A 22,414-nucleotide genomic window follows, 5' to 3' on the forward strand; every position below is an offset into this window, starting at 1 on the left:
GGTACGGAAGGCGGCCTGGATCCCGATCGCTCTAGGATTGGATTGCCTCGGCAGAGCGCGCGGAACGGCGAGAAAGGGGACCTGACGTGATAGAGCTTGGCTATCGGGTCGAGCGGATCGGTGAGGGTGCCGACACGCCGGCCCTTTGCGAGAGTCTGGCGACTGCCAGTCTCTACGAGTTGACGTGTGAGATGTTCTGGGGAGACCTCGAATGGAGGGTCGAGGGGGCTGATTTCAGCGGGCCCGGACCTGTGCTCGATGCAGCCTGGGCGATGTTCAATATGCCGCAGCATCTCAAGAGCCATAACAAGAGAAGGTATTCGGCGGCGGAGGGCGCCGGGGAATACTTCTTCACCAGGTCCGGAGACGTCGTCCGCATCCGCGAGGAAGACGGCCCCGTCGGAACGGTCTCCTATCAGGAGTTCTCCGATGCGACGGCGAAGTTTCTGAACGAACTCCTCGTCGACCTCTGCGGGCGGTACCCGGATCTGGCGCGGAACCCCGTGGTCATCGACATCCGCAGCCGAGTCGCCGCCCGGCTCTGACCCGGGTCAGTCCTCCGGTGCGGCCGGGAGGCGGGGCACGCTGGCGATGAGCCGCTGGGTGTAGGGGTGGCCGGGGGCGCCCAGGACGGCGGCGGTGTCGCCCTGTTCCACGACGCGGCCGTGCTCCAGCACCACCGTGTGCTCACAGAGCGCCGCCACCACCGACAGGTCGTGCGAGACCATGGCGATGGTCAGGCCCATGGTCTCCTTGAGCTCGGTCAGCAGGTCGACGATCCGGACCCGGGTGGTCACATCCAGGGCGCTGACCGGCTCGTCCGCCAGCAGCAGCCGGGGGCGGCAGACGGTGGCCCGGGCGATGGCGATGCGCTGCCGCTGGCCGCCGGAGAACTCATGCGGGTAGCGGCTCACGGCATCCGCCGGGAGGCCGACGGCCTCCAGGGCCTCGGCGACCCGGGGGTCGCCGGCGCCGGAGGCGGTGAGGCCGAGGGAGCGCAGCGGCTCGGAGACGATGGCGCCGACCCGCTGCCGGGGGTCCAGCGAGGAGTACGGGTCCTGGAAGACGCACTGCACGCTGCGCCGCAGCCGCCGCAGCTGCTCGCGGTCACGGAGCTTCAGTTCGTCCCCGTCGAAGCGGATCCGGCCGCTGGTGGGCCGGGTGAGGCCGAGCAGCAGGCGGAGCAGGGTGGTCTTGCCCGCGCCCGACTCGCCGACCAGGGCGACGCTGCGGCCGGCCGTGATGTCGACGGTGACGCCGTGCAGCACGGGGGTGGCGGCTCCTCGGTAGGCGAAGCCGACGCCGTCCGCCGCCAGGATGGGGCCCGCCGCCAGGATGGGGCCCGCTGCCGGGGTGGCGCCTGCTGCCGGGGTGGGGCCCGCTGCCGGGATGGGGGAGGTCATCGGATGGTCCGCTCCAGCGCGCTTTCGAGATGGCGGGCGCTTGCCACCAGGTTCCGGGTGTACGGGTGCCGGGGGGCGTGCAGGATCTGGTCCACGCCCCCGGACTCCACCGCCTCGCCGTCCTTGAGCACCACCACGCGGTCGGTCACGCCCGAGACCACGGCCAGGTCGTGGCTGACGAAGAGCAGCGCCATGCCGCGCTCCGAGACCAGTCCGTCCAGCAGGGCGAGCACCTCCGACTGGACCGTCACATCCAGCGCGGTAGTGGGCTCGTCGGCGATCAGCAGCGCCGGTTCGCAGGCCAGCGCCATGGCGATGGCGACCCGCTGACGCTGGCCGCCGGAGATCTCATGCGGGTGCGCGCGGGCCACCCGCTCCGGCAGCCGTACCTGGTCGAGGGCGTCGCCGACCGCGCGGCGCAGCGCCGCTCCGCGCAGCCCCTGCCGGCGGCGCAGCGGTTCGGCGATCTGGCGGCCGACCCGCATCAGCGGGTCCAGCGCGGTGAGGGGTTCCTGGAAGACCACGGCGGCGGCCCGACCGCGCAGCCCGACCAGCTGCTTCTCGGTCGCGCCGACGACCTCGGTACGGGGCAGCCCCGGCACGTCCAGCACCACGGAGCCGGAGGCCGTCATCCCGGGCGGCAGCAGGCCCATGACGGCGAGTGCGGTGAGCGACTTGCCGGAGCCGGACTCGCCGATCAGGCCGAGCCTGGTCCCGGGGTCGATGGAGAACGAGAGATCCGAGACCAGGGTGCGGCCGTCGTGGGTACGGCCGTCGCGGGTGCGGCCGTCGTGGGTGCTGATGGTCAGGCCGGTGACGTCGAGCAGGCTCATGAGCTTCTCCGCCGGGTGGGGTCCATCGTGTCGCGCAGCCCGTCGGCGACCAGGTTGACGCCGATGACCAGCACGACCAGCAGTACGCCGGGGGCGATGGCTCCGAGCGGAGCCGTGAGCACGGTCGCCTGGGCCTCCTGGAGCATCCGCCCCCAGGACGCGTTCGGCGGCGGGGCGCCGAGGCCCAGGTAGGACAGGGATGCCTCGGCGAGGACGGCCAGGCCGAACTGGAGGGCGAGGTTGACCGAGAGGGTGGCCCAGATGTTGGGCAGCACATGTCCGGTGACGACCCGTGGCCAGGAGGTGCCGGAGGTGCGGGCCGCCGTGATGTAGTCCTGGGCCAGGACCTGCTTGACCAGCACCCGGGTCAGCCGGGCCACGACGGCGGTCATGGCCAGCCCGATGGCGATCACGGCCGAGCCCAGCGACGCGGACCGGGCGGCCACCACCAGCATCGCCAGCAGCAGCGTGGGGAAGGCGATCAGGATGTCCAGCAGGGCCGCGACGACATCGTCCAGCCACCGGGTGGCGAACCCTGCGGCCAGGCCCAGCGAGATGCCGAGCAGCGCGCCGATGGCGACCGCGCCGACGCCGGACGTCAGCGCGATCCGGGCGCCGATCATCAGCTGGGTCAGCAGGTCGCGGCCGAGTTTGTCGGTGCCGAGCAGATGGGACAGCCCCGGCTGGGCCAGCCGGCCGCCCGAGGTGTCGTCCGGGGAGAAGGGCACCCAGACCAGGGAGAGCAGCCCCACGGCGACGATCAGCCCGACGAGTACACAGCCGATGGTCAGCGGCACGGAGCGGCGGCGCCGCGCGCCCTGGGCGGTGGTCGGCGTCATCGCGCACCGCCGGAGAGCCGGCCGCGCAGCCGGGGGTCGATGAGCCGCTGGGCCAGGTCGGCGAGGAAGCCGATGATCAGCACGGCGAAGGTGGAGACGAAGAGCACGCCCTGGAGGGTGGGGTAGTCGTGCTGGGCCACCGCCTGGGAGAGCATGCTGCCGAGCCCCGGCAGGGCGAAGACGGTCTCCACCACGACCGCGCCCAGCAGGGTGGAGGCCAGCTCGATGCCGAGGATGGAGATCACCGGGACGGCGCCGTTGCGCAGCCCGTGCCGCCACATCGCCCCGGTGAAGGTGGCGCCGAGGGCGCGGGCGGTGCGCAGGTAGTCGCTGCCGAGGACGTCCAGGGTCGCGGACCGGACGTACCGGATCAGCGAGGCGGACATCACCAGGGCCACCGTGATCACGGGCAGCGCCAGTGAGGAGAGCGCTTCGCCGGGGTCCGACCAGTTGTCCTGCGGGAAGCCGCCGGCCGGCAGCCACCCCATACGGAGCGAGAAGACCGTGATCAGGATCATGCCGACCCAGAAGACCGGGACCGCGATGCCCAGCTGGGAGACCCCGTTGAGGAGCGAGCCGTACCAGGTGTGCGAGCGGTGCGCCGCCAGGAAGCCGACCGGGAGGGCGACCACCAGGGCCAGCAGAAAGGAGAGCAGGGTCAGCGGCACCGTGACATTGAGCCGGGTGACGATCTCCGGGCCGACCGGGAGCGAGGAGACAAAGGAGTTGCCGAGCCGGAAGGTGGCCAGCTGGTGCAGCCAGCCGATGAACTGCTCCGGCAGCGGGCGGTCCGAACCGATCTGGTGCCGGGCGGCGGCTATCTGCTCCGGGCTTGCCCCGACCGACAGCAGTGCGTTGGCGGGGTCACCGGGGAGCAGTCGCAGCAGCAGGAAGAGCACCACGCTGGCCATCAGCAGGGAGAGGACGAGGAAGGCCAGTCGCCGTAGGACATACGTAGTCATCAGGGAACCGATCAGTGGGGACGGCAGTGCCGCTGCGGCAGCCCGGCAGTCAGGCGGGGCTGCCGCAGCGGGACGGGCATCAGCTCTTCTTGATGCCGTAGGCGTAGAACTGCGAGTTCAGGCCGTTGAGCGGGTAGCCCGACAGCTTGGAGTTCGCCACCACGATCTGCGGGTAGAGGTAGAGCCAGTCGCTGGCCGCGTCCTGCGCGATCTGCTGGTTGACCTTCTTCAGCAGCGCGGTCTGCTGCTCGGCGGTGTCCGACTGCTCGGCCTGCTTGACCCAGTCGGTGACCTGCTTGTTGTCGTAGCCCCAGTAGAAGTCCGGGTTGCCGTACCAGACGATGTCGCGGTCGTTGACGTGCTCCTGGAGCGTCGCGCTGAAGTCGCGGTTCTTGTAGATCTTGGTGTACCACTCGTCCGGCGTGATCACGTGGATGTTCACCGTGATGCCGACCTTGGCCAGCTCCGACTTGATGAAGGAGGCGGCGGTGGGGTGCGGGTCGTAGTTGGGGGTCTCCAGGGTGAAGCTGAACCCCTTGGCGTAGCCGGCCTCGGCCAGCTCCTTCTTGGCCAGCGCCACGTCATACGGGTTGACCTTGGTCAGGTCCTCGTACCAGGGGTCGGTCGGCGGGGTCATCGACCCGATCAGGGTGCCGTAGTCGCCCCAGACCGACTGGAGCAGCTTCTTGTTGTCGATCGCGGAGGTGACGGCCTTGCGCACCAGGGCGTTGTCGAACGGCTTGACCCGGTCGTTGAAGGCCAGCAGCAGCTTGGTGGTCGAGTGGCCGTCGTTGACCTTGTAGTTGCGGTTGTTCTTGAACTGGTCGAGCGCGTCGGGGCTCTGCTCGCTGGTCACCACGTCCACCGCGTTGGTGAGCAGCGCGTTGTTGAGGGCGGTGGCGTCCTTGAAGTACTTGAAGACGACCTTCTGGTTGGTCGCGGCGGTGCCCCAGTAGCCGTCGTACCGGACCAGGCTGAGCGCCGAGCCGCGCGTCCACTTGTCGAGCTTGTACGGGCCGGTGCCGTCCTCCGAGGTCTTGAGGTCCTTGGCCTCGGAGTTGACGATCCACACATAGCTGAGGTTGTAGACGAACGAGATCGACTTGTGGGACAGGGTCACCTTGACGGTGTCCGCGTCGGGGGTCTCGATGCTCTTGACCATGTCGAAGCTGCTCTTGCGGGCCGCCTGCGACGCCTCGCCGGTGATCTTCTCGATGCTGTACTTCACATCGGCGGAGGTGAGGGCCTTGCCGGAGTGGAAGGTCACCCCGCTGCGCAGCTTGAAGGTGTAGGTGAGGCCGTCGGGGCTGACCGTGTAGCCGGTGGCGAGCCGGTTCTCGACCTTGCCGTCGTCGGTGAGCTGGAACAGCCCCTCGTAGACATTGCCGTTGAGCGCCTCGGTCACGCCCTGGCCGCCGCCGGCGGTCATGTCCAGGTTCTGCGGCTCATAGAGCGAGCCGATCGAGACGGTGGCGTTGCGGTCGTACGAACCGGACGGGGAACTGCTCTTGGTGTCCGTCCCGGAGCCGCAGCCGGTGAGGGCGAGGGCGAGCGTGACAGCCAGGGCGCCGCCGAAGAGCGGTGCCGTCTTCCTTCTCACTTCATTACTCCTGATCGACGGCCGGACCGCCGGGGGCGGGGTCCGGCCGGGGGTGCCGGGGATGGGTGCGTGGGCTCAGTGCGCTGCGAAGCCGTCGCGGAAGACCGGAAGCTTCTCGCCGGCCTCGACGGGCAGGTGGAAGCGGTTCTGCCGCGGCGGCAGTGGACAGTTGTACTGAGCGGAGAAACCGCACGGAGGCACAAAGGAGCGGTTGAAGTCGAGCATGACTGTCTCGCTGTCCGGATCGCGGGAGACGAAGAGGAACCGGCCGGCGCCGTAGGTGGTGGTGCCGTTGGTGGGGTCGCCGAAGACCAGGAGCAGCGTCCCGTCGTCGTCGAAGGCGTGCAGGGTGTAGTCGGTTCCGTCCAGGGTGAAGCGGATGTCACCGGGGACGAGCAGTTCACGGGTGTCGCCGTGGTCGCGGATGTGCTCGAACGGTACGCGGCGGCCCTCGGGGACGGGGGTGAAGGTGGCCTCGATCACCCAGTCCGGATCGAACGGGAAGGTGTCGATCCCCGCGAAGTGCCGGATGGCCGGGGCGTCGGCGTCCCAGAAGCGCAGCGCGTGCTCCGGCTCTCCGCTGCGGATGGCGGTCCGCTGGACGGCGGTGACCGTCACCCCGTCCGGCAGCCCGGCGCGGGCCTCCGCCAGGTCGGGCTGCTCCCCGTCCGGCAGCCATCGGGTCTCGACCAGGGCCAGATTGCCGGTGGGCGCCGCCACGGCGGCCAGCCGCGAGGCATGCCAGTCGTCCCACCCGGCCTGGGCGGCGTCGATGGTCTGCGCGGAGGCGCGGGGGGTTACGGACATGCGTGGCTCGCTTGGTCTTCGCGGGCGGGGCGCATGAGGATTGCCCCTCCCGAGGTGGGTGACTGCGGCCAAATCCTACATATGAGGAATGCTTATAGGTCCTGTATGACCAATACACGAGATGAACGTCTCATCGCCCGTATCGCCGACGCCACCTGGGATCTTCCCCCGCACCGGCCCGCCGGCCGCCAATCCGATCGGCCGGTCAACCCCCGCTTAAGCCCGCCCTAAAAGAGCCGACGAACCGTCAATTCCCTTAATCCGCACGGCTATGGTGAATGCACGCCGGAGTGAGCGCGGCGGCGGCAGACCAGTACCCGGACCGGCCCCGGAGCTGCGCTGCCGCCCCCGGGTTTCCGCTCCTCCGGCCCTGCGGGCACCCGTCTCCTCCGTCGGGGCGCCCGTAGGGCGCCACCGGCGCCCGCGGGCCCCGCCCTCCACCCCTGGGGCCCGCCGCGCACGCGGACGGCGCCCTCGCGGTGAGGTCCCCGGCAGCTTCCGCCGGGGGCCTCACCCGTCTCACCGCGCTGGCCTCACCGCGCTGGTCTCACCGCGCTGGCCTCACCGCTTGCGGCGGCTGCCCAGCTCGGCCAGCCTCGCCTGCCCCGGCAGGCCGGGGGCGGCACCGCCCGGGGCGGCCGACGGCGGGCCGCCATGGGTCCCCGGTCGGCGCTGGCCGGGCAGCGGGGCGCTCTGCTGGGCACGCCTCGGGTCCCCGGCTCCGGGGCCGCCGGGGTGCGGCGGGGGCACCGGCCCATGGCCGTGCCCGTACGGCTGGTGCTGCGGCTGGTCGCCGGGCAGGCCGAGGGAGGCCACGCTGACCTGTACGCCCCGGTCGGCCAGCGCGTCCAACTCCCGGGCGGTCCGGTCGTCGGCGGTGGCCTGCTCGTCGGTCACCAGGTGGGTGATGGCGTCGGTGGGCACGGTCTGGAACATGGTGTCGGTGCCGAGCTTGGTGTGGTCGGCGAGGACGATCACCTCGGTGGCGGCTTGCACCAGGGCCCGGTCCACACTCGCGGAGAGCATGTTGGCGGTGGAGAGGCCGCGCTCGGCGGTGAGGCCGCTGCCGGAGACAAAGGCCCGCGTCACCCGCAGCCCCTGGAGGGACTGCTCGGCTCCACTGCCCACCAGGGCGTAGTTGGAGCCGCGCAGGGTGCCGCCGGTCATCACCACCTCGACCCGGTTGGCGTGCGCCAGGGCCTGGGCCACCAGCAGGGAGTTGGTGACCACGGTCAGGCCGGGCACCCGGGCCAGCCGGCGGGCCAGCTCCTGGGTGGTGGTCCCGGCGCCGACGACGACCGCGTCGCCCTCCTCCACCAGACCGGCGGCGAGGTCCGCGACGGCGCTCTTCTCGGCGGCGGCGAGGTGGGTCTTCTGCGGGTAGCCAGGCTCCCTGCTGAAGCCTCCGGGCAGCACCGCACCGCCGTGGCGGCGGTCGAGCAGCCCTTCGGCCTCCAGAGCCCGTACGTCCCGGCGCACGGTCACTTCGGAGGTCTGGACGACACGTGCGAGCTCCCGGAGCGAAACCGCTCCATTGGCGCGCACCATTTCGAGGATCAACTGGCGACGTTCTGCTGCGAACACGGAACAGACCGTAACCCGCATGACCGTCTGCTTTCAGGCGTTTGCAGCTAGTAGCGGAAGTTGCTCACCAAAGGACGGCGCACACCCCTACAATGCGCGCCCTCAAACGCAGCGCCCGCCCCGCCGCGCGCCCCCCTGGGACATCAGGAGCCGGACTCGGCCTCATCCCGCTTGCGGACGTGCAGTCGGCGGGCCGCCTCGGCGGTGGAGCCGGAGAGCGACGGGTAGACGGTGAAGGCGCTGGCGACCTGCTCGACGGTCAGGTTGTTGTCCACCGCGAGCGAGATGGAGTGGATCAGCTCGCTGGCGCGCGGGGCGACCACCACGCCGCCGACCACGATGCCGGTGCCGGGCCGGCAGAAGAGCTTGACGAAGCCGTCGCGGATGCCCTGCATCTTGGCCCTCGGGTTGCCGCGCAGCGGCAGCTTGACGCAGACCGCGTCCATCTTTCCGCACTCCACATCGGCGGCGGTGTAGCCGACGGTGGCGATCTCCGGGTCGGTGAAGACATTGGAGGAGACGGTCTTGAGGTTCAGCGGGTGCACCGCGTCGCCCAGCGAGTGGTACATCGCGATCCGGCCCTGCATGGCGGCGACCGAGGCGAGCATCAGCACACCGGTGCAGTCGCCCGCCGCATAGACGCCGGGGGCGGAGGTGCGGGAGACCCGGTCCACCTTGACGTGGCCGGACTCGGTGAGCCGGACCCCGGCCTCCTCCAGGCCCATGTCGGCGGTGTTGGCGATGGAGCCGACCGCCATCAGGCAGTGGCTTCCGGTGATCACCCGGCCGTCGGAGAGGGTGACCTCCACCTGGTCGCCCACGCGCTTGACCGACTCCGCCCGGGAGCGGGACATCACATTCATGCCGCGGCGGCGGAAGACGTCCTCCAGCACCACGGCGGCGTCCGGGTCCTCGCCCGGCAGCACCCGGTCGCGGCTGGAGACCAGGGTGACCCGGGAGCCCAGCGCCTGGTACGCGCCGGCGAACTCGGCGCCGGTGACGCCGGAGCCGACCACGATCAGCTCGCCGGGCAGCTCGTCCAGGTCGTAGACCTGGGTCCAGGTGAGGATGCGCTCGCCGTCCGGCTGGGCGTCGGGCAGCTCGCGGGGGGTGGCGCCGGTGGAGATCAGCACCGCGTCGGCGCGGAGCGTCCGGGTCTCGCCGTCGGCGGTCTCCACCACCACGGCGCGCGAGCCGTCGAGGGCCTGACCGCCCTCCAGGCGGCCCTTGCCGCGCAGCACGGTGACTCCCGCGCGGGTGACCGACCTGGTGATGTCGTGCGACTGGGCGACGGCGAGCCGCTTCACCCGGCGGTTGACCTTGCCGAGGTCCACCCCGACCACCCGGGCGTTCTGCTTCTCCGGTGGGGTGTCATCGGCCACGATGATGCCCAACTCGTCATACGAGGAGTCAAAGCTGGTCATCACCTCGGCGGTGGCGATCAGCGTCTTGGACGGCACGCAGTCCGTCAGCACCGCCGAACCGCCCAACCCGTCGCGGTCGACGACGGTCACCTCCGCCCCGAGCTGTGCGGCGACCAGCGCCGCTTCATATCCGCCAGGTCCGCCACCGATGATCACGATCCGAGTCACGCCCCCATTGTCCCGCACCGGACGGCGGTCACGACGCCGGGTGTGCCTTCCGGCTGCGCGGGTGTGGGGAGCCTCACGTACGCTGGATGCCATGTCGCTCTACGCCGCGTATGCCACCAACCTCGATGCGCGGCAGATGAGCCGCCGCGCCCCGCACTCCCCACTGCGCGGCACCGGCTGGTTGGACGGCTGGCGCCTGACCTTCGGCGGCGAGCAGCTGGGCTGGGAGGGTTCGCTGGCCACGGTGGTGGAGGACGGCAAGGAGCAGGTCTTCGTGGCGCTGTACGACGTGGCGCCGATGGACGAGGAGGGTCTGGACCGCTGGGAGGGGGTGCAGCTCGGCCTCTACCGCAAGATCCGGCTGCGGGCGCAGACCCTGGACGGGGATGTGGCGGTCTGGACCTATGTCCTGGACGACTACGAGGGCGGCCTGCCCTCCGCCCGCTACCTGGGGCTGATCGCCGATGCCGCGGAGTCGGCCGGCGCACCGTACGACTATGTGATGGATCTGCGTAAGCGGCCCTGCTGAGGCTGCCGCCGAAGCTGCCACCGAGGCCCTTCCACTCCAGGTCAGAGACCCGGGACCACCATCCAGGGGTAACGATCCGGCATGGTTCGCCCGCTTCATCTACGCGCGTAGGGCTTTTCCGACTACCCTCTCGTGCGTGAACGCATCTCCTCAGTCGGTCGTCACCGACCCCTACGCCGCCGCCCAGGCCGCCGCCGCCCGCCTCCGGGAACTCACCGGGGTGGAGCGCCACGACGTCGCGCTGGTCATGGGCTCCGGCTGGGTGCCCGCAGCCGACGCTCTCGGCGCCCCCGAGCACGAATTCCCGATCACCGCACTGCCCGGCTTCCCGCCGCCGGCCGTCGAGGGCCACGCGGGCAAGGTCCGCTCCGTACGCATCGGCGACAAGCACGCCCTGGTCTTCCTCGGCCGCACCCACTACTACGAGGGCCATGGCGTCGCCTCCGTCGCCCACGGGGTGCGCACCGCCGCAGCGGCCGGCTGCTCCACCGTCGTCCTCACCAACGGCTGCGGCGGCCTGCGCCCCACCTTCGCCCCCGGCCAGCCGGTGCTGATCAGCGACCACATCAACCTGACGGCCACCTCCCCCATCGTCGGCGCCAACTTCGTCGACCTCACCGACCTCTACTCGCCGCGGCTGCGCGCCCTGTGCAAGGAGGTGGACCCCTCGCTGGAGGAGGGCGTCTACGTCCAGTTCACCGGCCCGCACTACGAGACCCCGGCCGAGATCGGCATGGTCCGGGCGATCGGCGGCGACCTGGTCGGCATGTCCACCACCCTGGAGGCCATCGCCGCCCGCGAGGCCGGTGCCGAGGTGCTGGGCATCTCCCTGGTCACCAACCTCGCCGCAGGCATGACCGGCGAGCCGCTCAACCACGAGGAGGTCCTGGAGGCCGGCCGGACCTCCGCCTCCCGGATGGGTTCCCTGCTCGCCAAGGTGCTGGAGCGGATCTGACCCCTCCGGCGCGGCCGATCGGCGCGACCCGGTGCTCGAAGGGGGCCCGTGGGGAAGGTGTTCCCCCGAGCCTCCTTCCGGCCGCCGTCCCACTTCCGTCACCACAGGAGTCGAAGCAATGGCGCTCGCCACCGAGAACGACCTGCTCAAGCGAGCCCGTACCTGGCTCGCCGAGGACCCCGACCCGGACACCCGGACCGAGCTGCGGGCCCTGCTCGCCGCCGCCGAGGGCGGCGAGCCCTCCGAGGACGAATGCCGCGCCTGGTCCGAGCTGGCCGCCCGCTTCTCCGGCACCCTCCAGTTCGGCACCGCCGGGCTCCGGGGCGAACTGGGCGCCGGGCCCATGCGGATGAACCGCGCCGTGGTCATCCGGGCGGCGGCCGGCCTGGCCGCGCACCTCAAGCGCGAGGGCCACACCGGCGGCCTGGTCGTCGTCGGCTACGACGCCCGCCACAAGTCGTACGACTTCGCCCGCGACACCGCCGCCGTGATGGTCGGCGCCGGGCTGCGCGCCGCGCTGCTCCCGCACCCGCTCCCCACCCCGGTGCTGGCCTTCGCCGTGCGCCACCTGGGCGCCGTCGCCGGGGTCACCGTCACCGCCAGCCACAACCCGCCGCGCGACAACGGCTACAAGGTCTACCTCGGCGACGGCTCGCAGATCGTGCCCCCGGCCGACGCCTCGATCGCCGCCGAGATCGACGCCATCGGCTCGCTGCACGAGGTGCCGCTGGCCGCCGAGGGCTGGGAGGTGCTGCCCGCCCACGGCGACGGCGGCATCGTCGACGCGTACCTGGACCGCGCCGTCGCCGTCACCGACCCGCACACCCCCCGCGACCTGGCCGTCGTCTACACCCCGCTGCACGGCGTGGGCCGCGATGTGCTGCTCGGCGCCTTCGCCCGGGCCGGCTTCCCCGCCCCCACCGTGGTCGCCGAGCAGGCCGAGCCCGACCCCGACTTCCCCACCGTGGCCTTCCCCAACCCGGAGGAGCCCGGGGCGATGGACCTGGCCTTCCGCACCGCCAACGCGACCGGCCCGGACATCGTCATCGCCAACGACCCCGACGCCGACCGCTGCGCCGTCGCCCTGCCCGACCCCGGCAGCCCGGCCGGCTGGCGGATGCTGCGCGGCGACGAGGTCGGCGCGCTGCTCGCCGCCCATCTGGTCGGCAAGCACGCCGACGGCACCTTCGCGACCACCATCGTCTCCTCCTCGCTGCTCTCCCGGATCGCCGCCGCCTCCGGCCTCGGCTACGCCGAGACCCTCACCGGCTTCAAGTGGATCTCCCGCGCCCCGGGCCTGCGCTACGGCTATGAGGAGGCGCTCGGCTACTGCGTGGACCCCGAGGGCGTCCGCGACAAGGACGGCATCACCGCCGCCCTCCTGATCGCCGAACTCGCCGCCACCCTCAAGTCCTCCGGCCGCACCGTCTCCGACCTGCTCGACGACCTGGCGCTGGAGTACGGCCTGCACGCCACCGACCAGCTCTCGGTGCGGGTCAGCGACCTCGCCCTGATCCCCGCCGCCATGGCGCGGCTCCGCCGGGAGCCGCCGACCTCGCTGGCCGGGCTGCTGGTGGAGTCCGCCGACGACCTGGAGCAGGGCTCCGCCGACCTGCCGCCCACCGACGGCCTGCGCTACCGGCTGAGCGGCGCCCCGGACTCCCCCGTCAAGGCCGCCCGGGTCGTCGTCCGCCCCTCCGGTACCGAGCCCAAGCTCAAGTGCTACCTGGAGGCCGTCGTCCCGGTCGCCTCCGCCGCCTCGCTGGCGACGGCCCGAGCCACGGCGGCCGGAGTCCTCAGCGCGCTCAAGAAGGACATCGCGGCCGCCGCCGGCATCGACGTCTAGGCCGCCGCCCAGCCCGCCCGGCCCGTTGCGGACCGGGCGGGCCGGCGGCCGGTCAGCCCCGGACCACCGGCTCCTGGAGCTCGGTCACCCACTGGTCGCGGTCCTCCGGGCACTCCAGGTACAGCTCCCGCGCATAGCCGGCGGAGCGGTAGCCGTTGGCGTCGATCCAGCGGGCCAACGCCTGCGCGGTGGGCATCACCTGGTCCATGGAGCCCCGGTGGACCACGGTGGCGGCGGTCTCGATCGCGGGCAGGTCCACCAGGGCGAACCCCAGGCCGTCGCGGGGCTCCGCCACGACCGTGAACCCGGCGTGCACGGTGATGGCGCCGTCGCCCTCCGGCGCGTCCTCGTACCAGGCGATGCCGGGCCCGCTGGGGGTGATCCCGGCCGTGGCCAGCCGGCAGCAGAGCTCGTCGTAGAGCGGCTGGATGACCGGGCTGATGTCCTCCGGGCCGTAACCGGCGGCGGTCCCCGACAGGGCGGCGACCCGCACCGGTGGGATGGTCTTGACCACGATCTCGACGGCGCTCATCTGTCCCTCACTCTCGATGGCTCGGAGCCTCGCCTCGACCTGGGCCAGCCGGGCGGCGGCGGCCTCGGCCGCCGCCGCCAGCTCGGCCCGGCGCAGCCGCAGCATCCCCTGCAACTGCTCGGTGGTGACCCGCTCGTCCAGGATGGTGCGCACCTGCCCCAGCGTGAAACCGAGGTCCTTCAGGGCGATGACGCGGTTGAGCCGGGCCAACTGGTGCGCCGCGTAGAAGCGGTAGCCGCTGGCCGGGTCGACCCGGGCGGGGCGCAGCAGGCCGACGGCGTCGTAGTGGCGCAGCATGCGGACCGACACCCGGCCGTGCTTGGCGAAGTCTCCGATGGTGAACATGGTGCGTCCCAGTGGAGGGCCTCACACGGTGTGAGGGTCAAGAAGAGGGGCGGGCGGCCGGTCAGCCGGTGGCGACCAGGACGATCAGGGCGACCAGGCCGACCACGGCGGGGGCGATGACCCACCAGCACCAGGCGGTGGTGACCTCACCGGCGGCCTGCGGGCGGGAGGCGTGCCGTTCGGCGGTCTCCCGCAGGGTGTCCACGACCTGGTCGGACCAGGCGCGGGTGGGGTCGGGGGCTCCGGCGACGGCGCCTCGGCGGGCGGCGGGGCGGCCACCGGGGCGGGTCGGGGTCCGGTCGCCGCGTCCGGCGTACGGGTCCTCGGCGGCGGCGCGGGCGGCCACTCGGCTGGCGCGCTTGCGCTGCCGCAGCGACACGGGGACGGCCCAGACCTGGTACTTCCGCCCGCCGGCGAGCAGTTCGACGGAGTAGCCCGACCGCAGGCTCTCGACGGTGGCCCAGGGGGCGACGATGGTGCGGAGCGGGTTGCGGACCTTGATGCGGTCCTCGTTGGCGTAGACCGCAGGGCGGAGGGTGTACGCGGCGATCAGCGGGACGAAGAGCAGTGCGGCGGCGAGGGCGGCCCAGGGGGTCCTGCCGGTGCCGTACACGGCGGCGTCGACGATCAGCCAGGCGCCCACGGCCAGCAGCAGCACACCGGAGAGCAGGCTGGGCATGGAGCGGAAGACGCGGTCGGCGTACTTCGGCCCGTCGCCGGGGCTGGGCTTCTCCGCGGACTGGGGCTCGTCCGTGGGCTGGACCTCGGCCGTGGGCTGGGCCTCGGCCGTGGGCTGGGCCTCGCCCTTCGGCTGGGCCTCGGTCGTGGGCTGGGGCTTCGCCGGCTGCTGGGGCTCGGCCGGCTGGTGGGACTGGTCGGAGTCCGGGTTGCCGGGGGTGTCCTGGCTGTGCCCGTTCTCGCCTGCGGGGTCGGTCATGATGTCAGATTGTGCCTCAGTGGCTCCCGGGGCGACGGAGGGCAGTGTTGCGGAACGGCATCGGTTGCCCTGCACCCTGTCGGGATGCTACGCGTGTAGATATGCTGGTGTGGTGACTATGTCCACTGTTGCAGCCAACGCCCCCGGCGCCGTGGGCGGCGGTCTCGCAGACGTCGCGGCGTCCGAGGCCTCCCTGCGCCGCTTCCTGCACGGCCTGCCCGGCGTCGACGCGGTCGGCCTGGAGGCCCGCGCCGCCTCCCTGGGCACCCGTTCGATCAAGACGTCGGCCAAGGCGTACGCCATCGACCTCGCGATCTCGATGATCGACCTGACCACCCTGGAGGGAGCGGACACCGCCGGAAAGGTGCGGTCGCTCTGCACCAAGGCCAAGCACCCGGACCCGACCGCCCCCGGCTGCCCGCCGGTCGCGGCGGTCTGCGTCTACCCGGACATGGTCGCCACCGCGCGGGCCGCCCTGGAGGGCACCGGTATCCATGTGGCCTCGGTCGCCACCGCCTTCCCCTCCGGCCGCGCCGCGCTGCCGGTGAAGCTGGCGGACACCGCCCAGGCGGTCGCCGCCGGGGCCGACGAGATCGACATGGTGATCGACCGGGGCGCCTTCCTCTCCGGCCGCTACCTCCAGGTCTTCGAGGAGATCGTGGCCGTCAAGGAGGCGTGCCGCCGCCCGGACGGCCAGGACGCCCATCTGAAGGTGATCTTCGAGACCGGCGAGTTGCAGACGTACGACAATGTGCGCCGCGCCTCCTGGCTGGCGATGCTGGCCGGGGCCGACTTCATCAAGACCTCCACCGGCAAGGTGGCCGTCAACGCCACCCCGCCGGTGACGCTGCTGATGCTGGAGGCGGTGCGCGACTTCCACGCCGCCACCGGCACCCGGATCGGCGTCAAGCCGGCCGGCGGCATCCGCACCACCAAGGACGCCATGAAGTACCTGGTCATGGTGAACGAGACGCTCGGCGACGGCTGGCTCTCCCCGGACTGGTTCCGCTTCGGCGCCTCCAGCCTCCTCAACGACCTGCTGATGCAGCGTCAGAAGCTGACCACCGGCCGGTACTCCGGTCCCGACTACGTGACGGTGGACTGAGCCCGATGGCAACCCCCAAGAACCCCACGAAGACCCCCGCCTCCGCTCCGGCCACTCCGGCCGGTCCGGCCGCTTCCACAGCGCCCGAGGCTCCGGTGGCCGCCAACGGCCTGCCCGGCAAGCTCTTCAGCTACGCCCCCGCCCCCGAGTCGCCCGCCGCAGCCGGTGACATCGCCTCGTCGTACGGCCACTTCATCGGCGGCGCGTTCACCGAGAGCGCCGGCAAGGAGGCGCTGAAGACGGTCAACCCGGCGACCGGCCAGGTGCTCGCCGAGTTCGCCCAGGGCACCGAGGAGGATGTGGACCGCGCGGTCAAGGCCGCCCGCGACGCCTTCCCCGCCTGGTCGGCGCTGCCCGGCTCGGAGCGGGCCAAGTACCTCTTCCGGATCGCCCGGATCGTCCAGGAGCGCAGCCGCGAACTGGCCGTGCTGGAGTCGATCGACAACGGCAAGCCGATCCGCGAGACCCGCGATGTGGACCTGCCGCTGGTCGCCGCGCACTTCTTCTACTACGCGGGCTGGGCCGACAAGCTGGAGTACGCCGGGTTCGGGCCGGCCCCCCGGCCGCTGGGCGTCGCCGCCCAGGTCATCCCGTGGAACTTCCCGCTGCTGATGCTGGCCTGGAAGATCGCCCCGGCGCTGGCCACCGGCAACACCGTGGTCCTCAAGCCCGCCGAGACCACCCCGCTGACCGCGCTGCGGTTCGCCGAGATCGTCCGCCAGGCCGGGCTGCCCAAGGGCGTCGTCAATATCGTCACCGGCGACGGCCGCACCGGCGCCGCCCTGACCACGCACCCGGACGTGGCCAAGGTCGCCTTCACCGGCTCCACCGAGGTCGGCCGCTCCATCGCCCGCTCCCTGGCCGGTACCCGCAAGAAGCTGTCGCTGGAGCTGGGCGGCAAGGCCGCCAACATCGTCTTCGACGACGCCCCGATCGACCAGGCCGTCGAGGGCATCGTCAACGGGATCTTCTTCAACCAGGGCCATGTCTGCTGCGCCGGCTCCCGGCTGCTGGTCCAGGAGTCGGTCCACGACGAGGTGCTGGACGCGCTCAAGCGCCGGATGTCCACCCTGCGGGTGGGCGACCCGCTGGACAAGAACACCGATGTGGGCGCCATCAACTCGGCCGCCCAGCTGGCCCGGATCAAGGAGCTGGCGGCGGCCGGCGAGGCCGAGGGCGCCGAGCGCTGGGCCCCCGCCTGCGAACTGCCCGAGAACGGCTTCTGGTTCGCCCCGACCGTCTTCACCGGCGTCGGCCAGGCGCACCGGATCGCCCGCGAGGAGATCTTCGGCCCGGTGCTGTCGGTGCTGACCTTCCGCACCCCGGCCGAGGCCGTGGAGAAGGCCAACAACACCCCGTACGGGCTGTCGGCCGGCGTCTGGACCGAGAAGGGCTCCCGCATCCTCTGGATGGCGAGCCGGCTGCGGGCCGGCATCGTCTGGTCCAACACCTTCAACAAGTTCGACCCGACCTCGCCGTTCGGCGGCTACAAGGAGTCGGGCTACGGCCGCGAGGGCGGCCGCCACGGTCTGGAGGCGTACCTCGATGTCTGAGCCGGTGACGCGTATCGACGCCCCTCGTCTGACAGTCAGCAAGACCTACAAGCTGTTCGTCGGCGGGAAGTTCCCCCGCTCCGAGAGCGGACGGGTGTACGAGGTGACCGACACCAAGGGCGACTGGCTGGCCAACGCACCGCTGGGCACCCGCAAGGACACCCGGGACGCGGTCGTGGCCGCCCGCAAGGCGTTCGCCGGCTGGTCCGGCGCCACCGCCTACAACCGGGGCCAGATCCTCTACCGGGTCGCCGAGATGCTCCAGGGCCGCCGCGAGCAGTTCGCCGCCGAGGTGGCCACCGCCGAGGGCCTGGGCGGCAAGAAGGCCGCAGCCCTGGTGGACGCGGCCATCGACCGCTGGGTCTGGTACGCGGGCTGGACCGACAAGATCGCCCAGATCGCCGGTGCCGCCAACCCGGTGGCCGGGCCGTACTTCAACCTCTCCACCCCCGAGCCCACCGGTGTGGTCGGCGTGGTCGCCCCGCAGCGCGGCACCGGCCACTCGCTGCTGGGCCTGGTCTCGGTGGTCGCCCCGGCCATCGCGGCCGGCAACACCGTGGTGGTCGCCGCCGCCGAGGGGGCGCCGCTGCCCGCGCTGTCGCTCGGCGAGGTGCTGGCCACCTCCGACCTGCCCGGCGGCGTGGTGAACCTCCTCTCCGGCCGTACCGGGGACATCGCCCCGACCCTCGCCTCGCACCAGGACGTCAACGCCCTGGACCTGGCGGGCGCGGTCGCGGACGACGGCCCGGCCTCGGCCAAGGCGCTGGAGGCCGCCGCTGCGGACACCCTCAAGCGGGTCCTCCGCCCGGCCGTCGACCCCGCCGCCGAGGACTGGACCGCAGCCCCCGGCACCGACCGCCTGCTGGCCTTCCTGGAGACCAAGACGGTCTGGCACCCGATGGGCGTCTGACCCCACCCGGGCAACCGGCAACGGGCGCGCACCGCCACCGGCGGTGCGCGCCCGTCCCATGCGGTACGGCTGCCTTGCGGCCGTCAGTCCTTGAAGACGTCCTTGACCTTCTCCGCCGCCTGCTTGGTGTCGGCCTTGGCCTGGTCGCCGTGCCCCTCCGCTTCCAGCTTCTTGTTGCCGACAGCCTTGCCGGCCGCCTCCTTGGCCTTGCCCTTGATCTTCTGGGCTGCGTTCTCGGCCTTGTCGCCAGTCGCCATGGCGGGACTCCTTCCACGTTCTCCACTGGGCAGTGAGCCGCCTACCCCCGTCTGCGCCGCTGATGCGGTACCGACCGTCGGCGACCCTGGCCGGAGCGCTTGGTGAGGCAGGCCGGAAGGAGCATAGTTGGGGGAGGAATGTCCTAATCGACCCTTTTGGGTGAACGACACATCCGAAGAACTCGCCCTGTCCCTGTGCCCTGGTGGCGGCTCCTCCCAGTGTCCTCGCGTCGGCGCAGGGGAGAGGAGCACCATGAACAACGGCCAGGTGGCTCTTGCGGTAGGGGCCAGTTACCTCCTTGGACGCCTCCACAAGGCCCGCTGGGCACTCGCCCTCGCCGGGGTGGCGGCGGGCAGGCGTCTTCGGTCCGGGAAGGGCGCCGGTGGACTGCTCAAGGCACCGGCCCAACTCGGCGAGTTGGCCGGGACCGTGCGCGGACAGTTGCTCTCCGCCGGGAAGAAGGCCGCCGTTGCTGCGGCGAGCAGCCAGATCGACAAGCTGAGCGACCGGCTGGAGGACCGCGCGGCCTCGCTGCGCTCCGGTCCCGGACGTCCCGAAGCGGACCAGGAGGCCGAGGACGAGGAACCCGAAGAGGCGGAACCCGAAGAGGCGGAACCTGCGGCGGAGGACGAGCAGCGCACCGAAGAGCGGCAGCAGACCCGGCCGCGCGACCGTGGCGGTCCCTCGGAGGGCCGTGGGGGCCGGGCGGCGGCAAGGAGGACGGGGGCGGCGCCGACCAGGAAGACGCCGGAACGAACCGGTGCGGCACAGAAGACCGCAGCCGGACGCACCGCGAAGAAGACCGCTGCGGGCCTGCCCGGGCGGCGGACTCGGGGATGGTGACCCATGGCGGAGCAATCCAAGGGCACACTCACGGACGGCCTCGGCGCTATCGCACACGAACTGCCGACCAGCCGCCTGAAGGAGCAGACCCAGAACGTCCTCGGCGCGCTCGGTGAGCGGGCGATGACCATGGTGACCGGCAAGGTGGGCGACGCCACCGAGCGGCTCACCCACTTCGCGGAGGAGGGCGGCGGCGGCGGGGGACTCGCGGCGGCGCTGACCGGCGCGAAGGGGCTGGCCGAGGGCAAGTCGCCGCTGAGCGCGGCCTTCGGGGCCGGTATGACCGGGGTGAAGGAGAAGGTCAAGGGCATCTTCGGCGGGGGCGGCAAGGACGGCGGTGGCAAGGGCGGCAAGAAGATCAAGGTCACCAACATCGTGGAGTCCATCGACCTGGGGGTCCCGGTCCGCACCGTCTACAACCAGTGGACGCAGTACGCCGACTTCCCCACCTTCATGAAGAAGGTCGAGAACGTCGACCAGGAGTCGGAGACGGAGACCAACTGGAAGGCCCAGGTCTTCTGGTCGCACCGGCAGTGGAAGGCGACCATCGTGGAGCAGGTCCCCGATGAGCGCATCATCTGGCGGGCCAAGGGCGACAAGGGCCATGTGGACGGCGCCATCACCTTCCATGAGCTCACGCCCGACCTGACCCGCATCCTGCTGGTCCTCGAATACCACCCCCAGGGCCTCTTCGAGCACACCGGCAACCTCTGGCGGGCGCAGGGCCGCCGCGTACGGCTGGAGCTCAAGCACTTCCGGCGCCAGGTCATGACGCAGACCCTGCTGCACCCCGAGGAGGTCGAGGGCTGGCGCGGCGAGATCCGCGACGGCGAGGTCGTGACGTCGCATGAGGACGCCCTGAAGGAGGAGGAACCCCCGGAGGACGAGTACGACGACGAGGAGGAGCGCCCCGAAGGGGAGTACGAGGACGCCTACGACGAGACGGACGAGGAGCCCCCGGACGAGGAGCCCCCAGACGAAGAACCTGAGGACGAAGAGCCCGAGGACGAAGAGCCCGAGGAGCCCGTGCGGCGCCGCCGGGCGTCGGCCGCCGCGAGGTGAGTGCCATGACCGTCGCAGGCCAGCGCAGTCAGCACCTGGACCGGCCGTCCTCCAGCGGTCTGGCCGACGTGGTCGACCTGATCCTGGACAAGGGCCTGGTCATCGACGTGTATGTACGGGTCTCCCTGGTCGGCATCGAGCTGCTGACGATCGACGCCCGCATCGTCGTCGCAAGCGTGGACACCTATCTGAGGTTCGCCGAGGCGGTCAACCGCCTGGACCTCACCGGCACCCAGACCCACGGCCTGCCAGAACTGATGCAGGACATGCGCCAGGGGGGCGCCCAGCAGAAGACCAAGGGCGCCCTGGAGGGGGTGAAGGAGCAGGTCGGTGAACTCCTGCACGGTGGCGAGGACGACGAGGAGCCGGAGGAGGAACCCGAGCGGGAGGAGCCGGAGTTCGAGGAGCGGCCCCGCCGCCGGACCAGGCCCGCCCAGCGCAGGGAGCGCGAGCCATGACCTCGACCTCCTCCCCCGCCACGGGCACCGCCACCGCCTGCTATGTCTACGGCATCGTGCTGGAGCGGACGGCCGCCGAGGCCCATCCGGACCGGCTGCGCGGCGTCGCGGACACCGGCGGGCAGGTGACCTCCGTACGGCACCGGGGCATCGCCGCCGTGGTCAGCGACATCCCCACCGACCGGCCGCTGGGCCGCCCCGACGACCTCAGGGCGCACGCCCGGGTGCTGGACACCCTCGCCGCCGGCTTCGACCCGGTGCTGCCCTTCCGCTTCGGCGCCGTGCTGCGCGACTCCCAGGCCGTGGTGGACGAGCTGCTGGAGCCCTACCACGACGACTTCCTGGGGGCGCTGGAGAGCCTGGCCGACCGCGCGCAGTACAGCCTTCGGGCCCGCTATGAACTGGACACGGTGCTGCCCGAGGTGCTGGAGGAGGTGCCCGAGGCCCGCCGGCTGCGCGAGGAGGTGCAGGGCCTCTCCGAGGAGGCCGGGTACGACCGGCGCATCCGCCTCGGCGAGATCGTGTCGGAGGCCGTGGCCCGCAAGCGTGAGCTGGACGCCCGGGAGATCGAGCGGGTTCTGGCACCGCTGGCCACCGCCGCCGCCTTCACGGAGACGACCACCGCCGAGGGCCTGGCGGATGCGGCGTTCCTGGTCGAACGGCGCCGCAGCGAGGCGTTCGAGGCCGCCGCGGAGGAGCTGGCCGGCCGCTGGTACGGGCGGGTGCGGCTGCGGCTGCTCGGACCGCTCGCCGCCTATGACTTCGCCCCCGAGCTGATGGGCGGCTCCGACGGCCCCGACGTCGCCGACGGCCCCGAGGGGGAGGGGTAGCCGTGGGACTGGTCACCGGACTGCTGACGCTGCCCCTGGCACCGGTACGCGGCGTGGTGTGGATCGCGGAGCAGGTGCACCAGGTGGCCTTGCAGGAGGTCGCCGACCCGGCCCGGCTGCGCAGCCGGCTGGACGAGATCGAGCAGGCCAGGGAGGCCGGTGAGATCGATGAGCAGGAGGCCGCGCGGCTGGAGGAGGAGCTGATCGGCCGTCTGCTGGACGTACGGCCCCCGCCGGTGGCCGGGAGGAGCGAAGGTGCGGACGGCGAGGCGTGACAGCGGGGCTGGCGCGGGCGACGGGCGGCACCGGCTGCACCGCGACCGGGAGGCCGTGCAGTCCGGGGCCGAGCCGGACCGGCGGCGGCCCCGCACGACCGTCACCACCCGGGAGGCGGCGGCCCATGCGGCACTCCATGTGCAGACCCTCACCGGCCGGGACCCCGAGGGGGTCACCTCGCTGGAGCGTACGGAGGGCGGCTGGCGGATCGGGATCGAGGTACTGGAAGCGCACCGCATCCCCGACTCGACCGACATCCTCGCCGAGTACCAGGTCGAGGTGGACGGCGACGGGGAGCTGATCACCTACCACCGCACCCGCCGCTACTACCGTGGCCGGGCAGAGGAGGGTTGAG

General features: G+C 71.9%; 24 protein-coding genes. 13 read left to right on the forward strand and 11 right to left on the reverse strand.

Translation table 11 applies throughout. The features are described 5' to 3' along the window. Positions 1–86: 86 nt before the first annotated feature. On the forward strand, positions 87–545 hold the full coding sequence (locus tag C7M71_RS10935) for a hypothetical protein (protein ID WP_111492354.1): 459 nt from the start codon (positions 87–89) through the stop codon (positions 543–545). Positions 546–551: 6 nt separating this feature from the next. Here the strand turns inward: C7M71_RS10935 and C7M71_RS10940 are convergent, their stop codons facing one another. From C7M71_RS10940 to C7M71_RS10975, 8 genes are all read right to left on the reverse strand, one after another. Then, positions 552–1,403 carry an ABC transporter ATP-binding protein gene (locus C7M71_RS10940; protein WP_111492353.1) on the reverse strand — a complete coding sequence of 284 codons (852 nt, stop codon included), beginning with the start codon at positions 1,401–1,403 and terminating at the stop codon, positions 552–554. Next, a complete protein-coding gene (locus C7M71_RS10945) occupies positions 1,400–2,236 on the reverse strand; it encodes an ATP-binding cassette domain-containing protein (RefSeq protein ID WP_111492352.1) in 837 nt (278 codons plus the stop codon). Before C7M71_RS10945 ends, C7M71_RS10940 begins: the two co-directional genes overlap by 4 nt. Further along, positions 2,233–3,075, reverse strand: a complete 843-nt coding sequence (locus C7M71_RS10950; protein ID WP_111492351.1) for an ABC transporter permease — start codon at positions 3,073–3,075, stop codon at positions 2,233–2,235. The genes C7M71_RS10945 and C7M71_RS10950 overlap by 4 nt, the downstream gene beginning before the upstream one ends. Then, complete coding sequence (locus tag C7M71_RS10955; protein ID WP_111492350.1) at positions 3,072–4,037, reverse strand: ABC transporter permease; 966 nt, start codon at positions 4,035–4,037, stop codon at positions 3,072–3,074. Before C7M71_RS10955 ends, C7M71_RS10950 begins: the two co-directional genes overlap by 4 nt. 79 nt (positions 4,038–4,116) lie before the next feature. After that, positions 4,117–5,637 (reverse strand): ABC transporter substrate-binding protein, encoded by a 1,521-nt coding sequence (locus C7M71_RS10960; RefSeq protein WP_111492349.1) that lies wholly within the window; start codon positions 5,635–5,637, stop codon positions 4,117–4,119. Between the two features lie 75 nt (positions 5,638–5,712). After that, a complete protein-coding gene (locus C7M71_RS10965) occupies positions 5,713–6,444 on the reverse strand; it encodes a DUF1684 domain-containing protein (protein ID WP_111492348.1) in 732 nt (243 codons plus the stop codon). Positions 6,445–7,005: 561 nt separating this feature from the next. Then, positions 7,006–7,992 carry a DeoR/GlpR family DNA-binding transcription regulator gene (locus C7M71_RS10970; RefSeq protein WP_229759101.1) on the reverse strand — a complete coding sequence of 329 codons (987 nt, stop codon included), beginning with the start codon at positions 7,990–7,992 and terminating at the stop codon, positions 7,006–7,008. Between the two features lie 179 nt (positions 7,993–8,171). Then, positions 8,172–9,620, reverse strand: coding sequence for an NAD(P)H-quinone dehydrogenase (locus C7M71_RS10975; protein ID WP_229758656.1), 1,449 nt, complete (start codon positions 9,618–9,620; stop codon positions 8,172–8,174). A 91-nt stretch (positions 9,621–9,711) separates the two neighbouring features. Here C7M71_RS10975 and C7M71_RS10980 point away from each other — a divergent pair, with 91 nt between their 5' ends. The 3 genes from C7M71_RS10980 (at position 9,712) to C7M71_RS10990 (ending at position 12,950) form a co-directional block, all read left to right on the forward strand. Beyond that, positions 9,712–10,149 (forward strand): gamma-glutamylcyclotransferase, encoded by a 438-nt coding sequence (locus C7M71_RS10980; RefSeq protein WP_111491000.1) that lies wholly within the window; start codon positions 9,712–9,714, stop codon positions 10,147–10,149. Between the two features lie 136 nt (positions 10,150–10,285). Continuing rightward, complete coding sequence (locus C7M71_RS10985; RefSeq protein ID WP_111490999.1) at positions 10,286–11,104, forward strand: purine-nucleoside phosphorylase; 819 nt, start codon at positions 10,286–10,288, stop codon at positions 11,102–11,104. A 118-nt stretch (positions 11,105–11,222) separates the two neighbouring features. Beyond that, positions 11,223–12,950, forward strand: coding sequence for a phospho-sugar mutase (locus tag C7M71_RS10990; protein ID WP_111490998.1), 1,728 nt, complete (start codon positions 11,223–11,225; stop codon positions 12,948–12,950). Between the two features lie 52 nt (positions 12,951–13,002). Here C7M71_RS10990 and C7M71_RS10995 read toward each other — a convergent pair whose 3' ends face one another. Further along, positions 13,003–13,827, reverse strand: coding sequence for a MerR family transcriptional regulator (locus C7M71_RS10995; RefSeq protein WP_111490997.1), 825 nt, complete (start codon positions 13,825–13,827; stop codon positions 13,003–13,005). Positions 13,828–13,888: 61 nt separating this feature from the next. Next, positions 13,889–14,764 carry a PH domain-containing protein gene (locus tag C7M71_RS11000; protein WP_322975161.1) on the reverse strand — a complete coding sequence of 292 codons (876 nt, stop codon included), beginning with the start codon at positions 14,762–14,764 and terminating at the stop codon, positions 13,889–13,891. Between the two features lie 118 nt (positions 14,765–14,882). On the opposite strand from C7M71_RS11000, the gene deoC reads away from it, so the two are divergent. The 3 genes from deoC to C7M71_RS11015 are packed head-to-tail and all read left to right on the forward strand — an operon-like array spanning position 14,883 to position 18,332. Further along, on the forward strand, positions 14,883–15,869 hold the full coding sequence (gene deoC / locus C7M71_RS11005; protein WP_111490996.1) for a deoxyribose-phosphate aldolase: 987 nt from the start codon (positions 14,883–14,885) through the stop codon (positions 15,867–15,869). 5 nt (positions 15,870–15,874) lie between these two features. Continuing rightward, positions 15,875–17,422 carry an aldehyde dehydrogenase family protein gene (locus C7M71_RS11010; protein WP_111490995.1) on the forward strand — a complete coding sequence of 516 codons (1,548 nt, stop codon included), beginning with the start codon at positions 15,875–15,877 and terminating at the stop codon, positions 17,420–17,422. Next, positions 17,415–18,332 (forward strand): aldehyde dehydrogenase family protein, encoded by a 918-nt coding sequence (locus C7M71_RS11015; RefSeq protein ID WP_111490994.1) that lies wholly within the window; start codon positions 17,415–17,417, stop codon positions 18,330–18,332. The genes C7M71_RS11010 and C7M71_RS11015 overlap by 8 nt, the downstream gene beginning before the upstream one ends. Positions 18,333–18,415: 83 nt before the next feature. On the opposite strand, the gene C7M71_RS11020 is transcribed toward C7M71_RS11015, so the two are convergent. Further along, a complete protein-coding gene (locus tag C7M71_RS11020) occupies positions 18,416–18,589 on the reverse strand; it encodes a CsbD family protein (RefSeq protein WP_111490993.1) in 174 nt (57 codons plus the stop codon). A gap of 253 nt (positions 18,590–18,842) precedes the next feature. Between C7M71_RS11020 and C7M71_RS31030 the strand changes: the two genes are divergently transcribed. Genes C7M71_RS31030 through C7M71_RS11045 form a run of 6 tightly spaced genes read left to right on the forward strand, consistent with a single transcriptional unit; the run spans position 18,843 to position 22,413 of the window. After that, on the forward strand, positions 18,843–19,433 hold the full coding sequence (locus C7M71_RS31030; protein ID WP_175607666.1) for a hypothetical protein: 591 nt from the start codon (positions 18,843–18,845) through the stop codon (positions 19,431–19,433). 3 nt (positions 19,434–19,436) lie between these two features. Then, positions 19,437–20,495: an SRPBCC family protein gene (locus tag C7M71_RS31035; protein WP_175607667.1), complete on the forward strand. Its 1,059-nt coding sequence runs from the start codon at positions 19,437–19,439 to the stop codon at positions 20,493–20,495. Between the two features lie 5 nt (positions 20,496–20,500). After that, complete coding sequence (gene gvpJ, locus C7M71_RS11030; protein ID WP_111490992.1) at positions 20,501–20,953, forward strand: gas vesicle protein GvpJ; 453 nt, start codon at positions 20,501–20,503, stop codon at positions 20,951–20,953. Further along, positions 20,950–21,783, forward strand: a complete 834-nt coding sequence (locus C7M71_RS11035; protein ID WP_111490991.1) for a GvpL/GvpF family gas vesicle protein — start codon at positions 20,950–20,952, stop codon at positions 21,781–21,783. Before gvpJ ends, C7M71_RS11035 begins: the two co-directional genes overlap by 4 nt. A 2-nt stretch (positions 21,784–21,785) precedes the next feature. Beyond that, on the forward strand, positions 21,786–22,058 hold the full coding sequence (locus C7M71_RS11040; protein ID WP_111490990.1) for a gas vesicle protein GvpG: 273 nt from the start codon (positions 21,786–21,788) through the stop codon (positions 22,056–22,058). Continuing rightward, entirely contained in the window at positions 22,039–22,413 is a 375-nt protein-coding gene (locus C7M71_RS11045; protein ID WP_229758657.1) for a gas vesicle protein GvpO, read from the forward strand. Before C7M71_RS11040 ends, C7M71_RS11045 begins: the two co-directional genes overlap by 20 nt. Position 22,414: the final 1 nt, after the last annotated feature.

Source organism: Peterkaempfera bronchialis, from assembly GCF_003258605.2.
In the GTDB taxonomy this organism is placed as follows: Bacteria; Actinomycetota; Actinomycetes; order Streptomycetales; family Streptomycetaceae; genus Peterkaempfera; species Peterkaempfera bronchialis.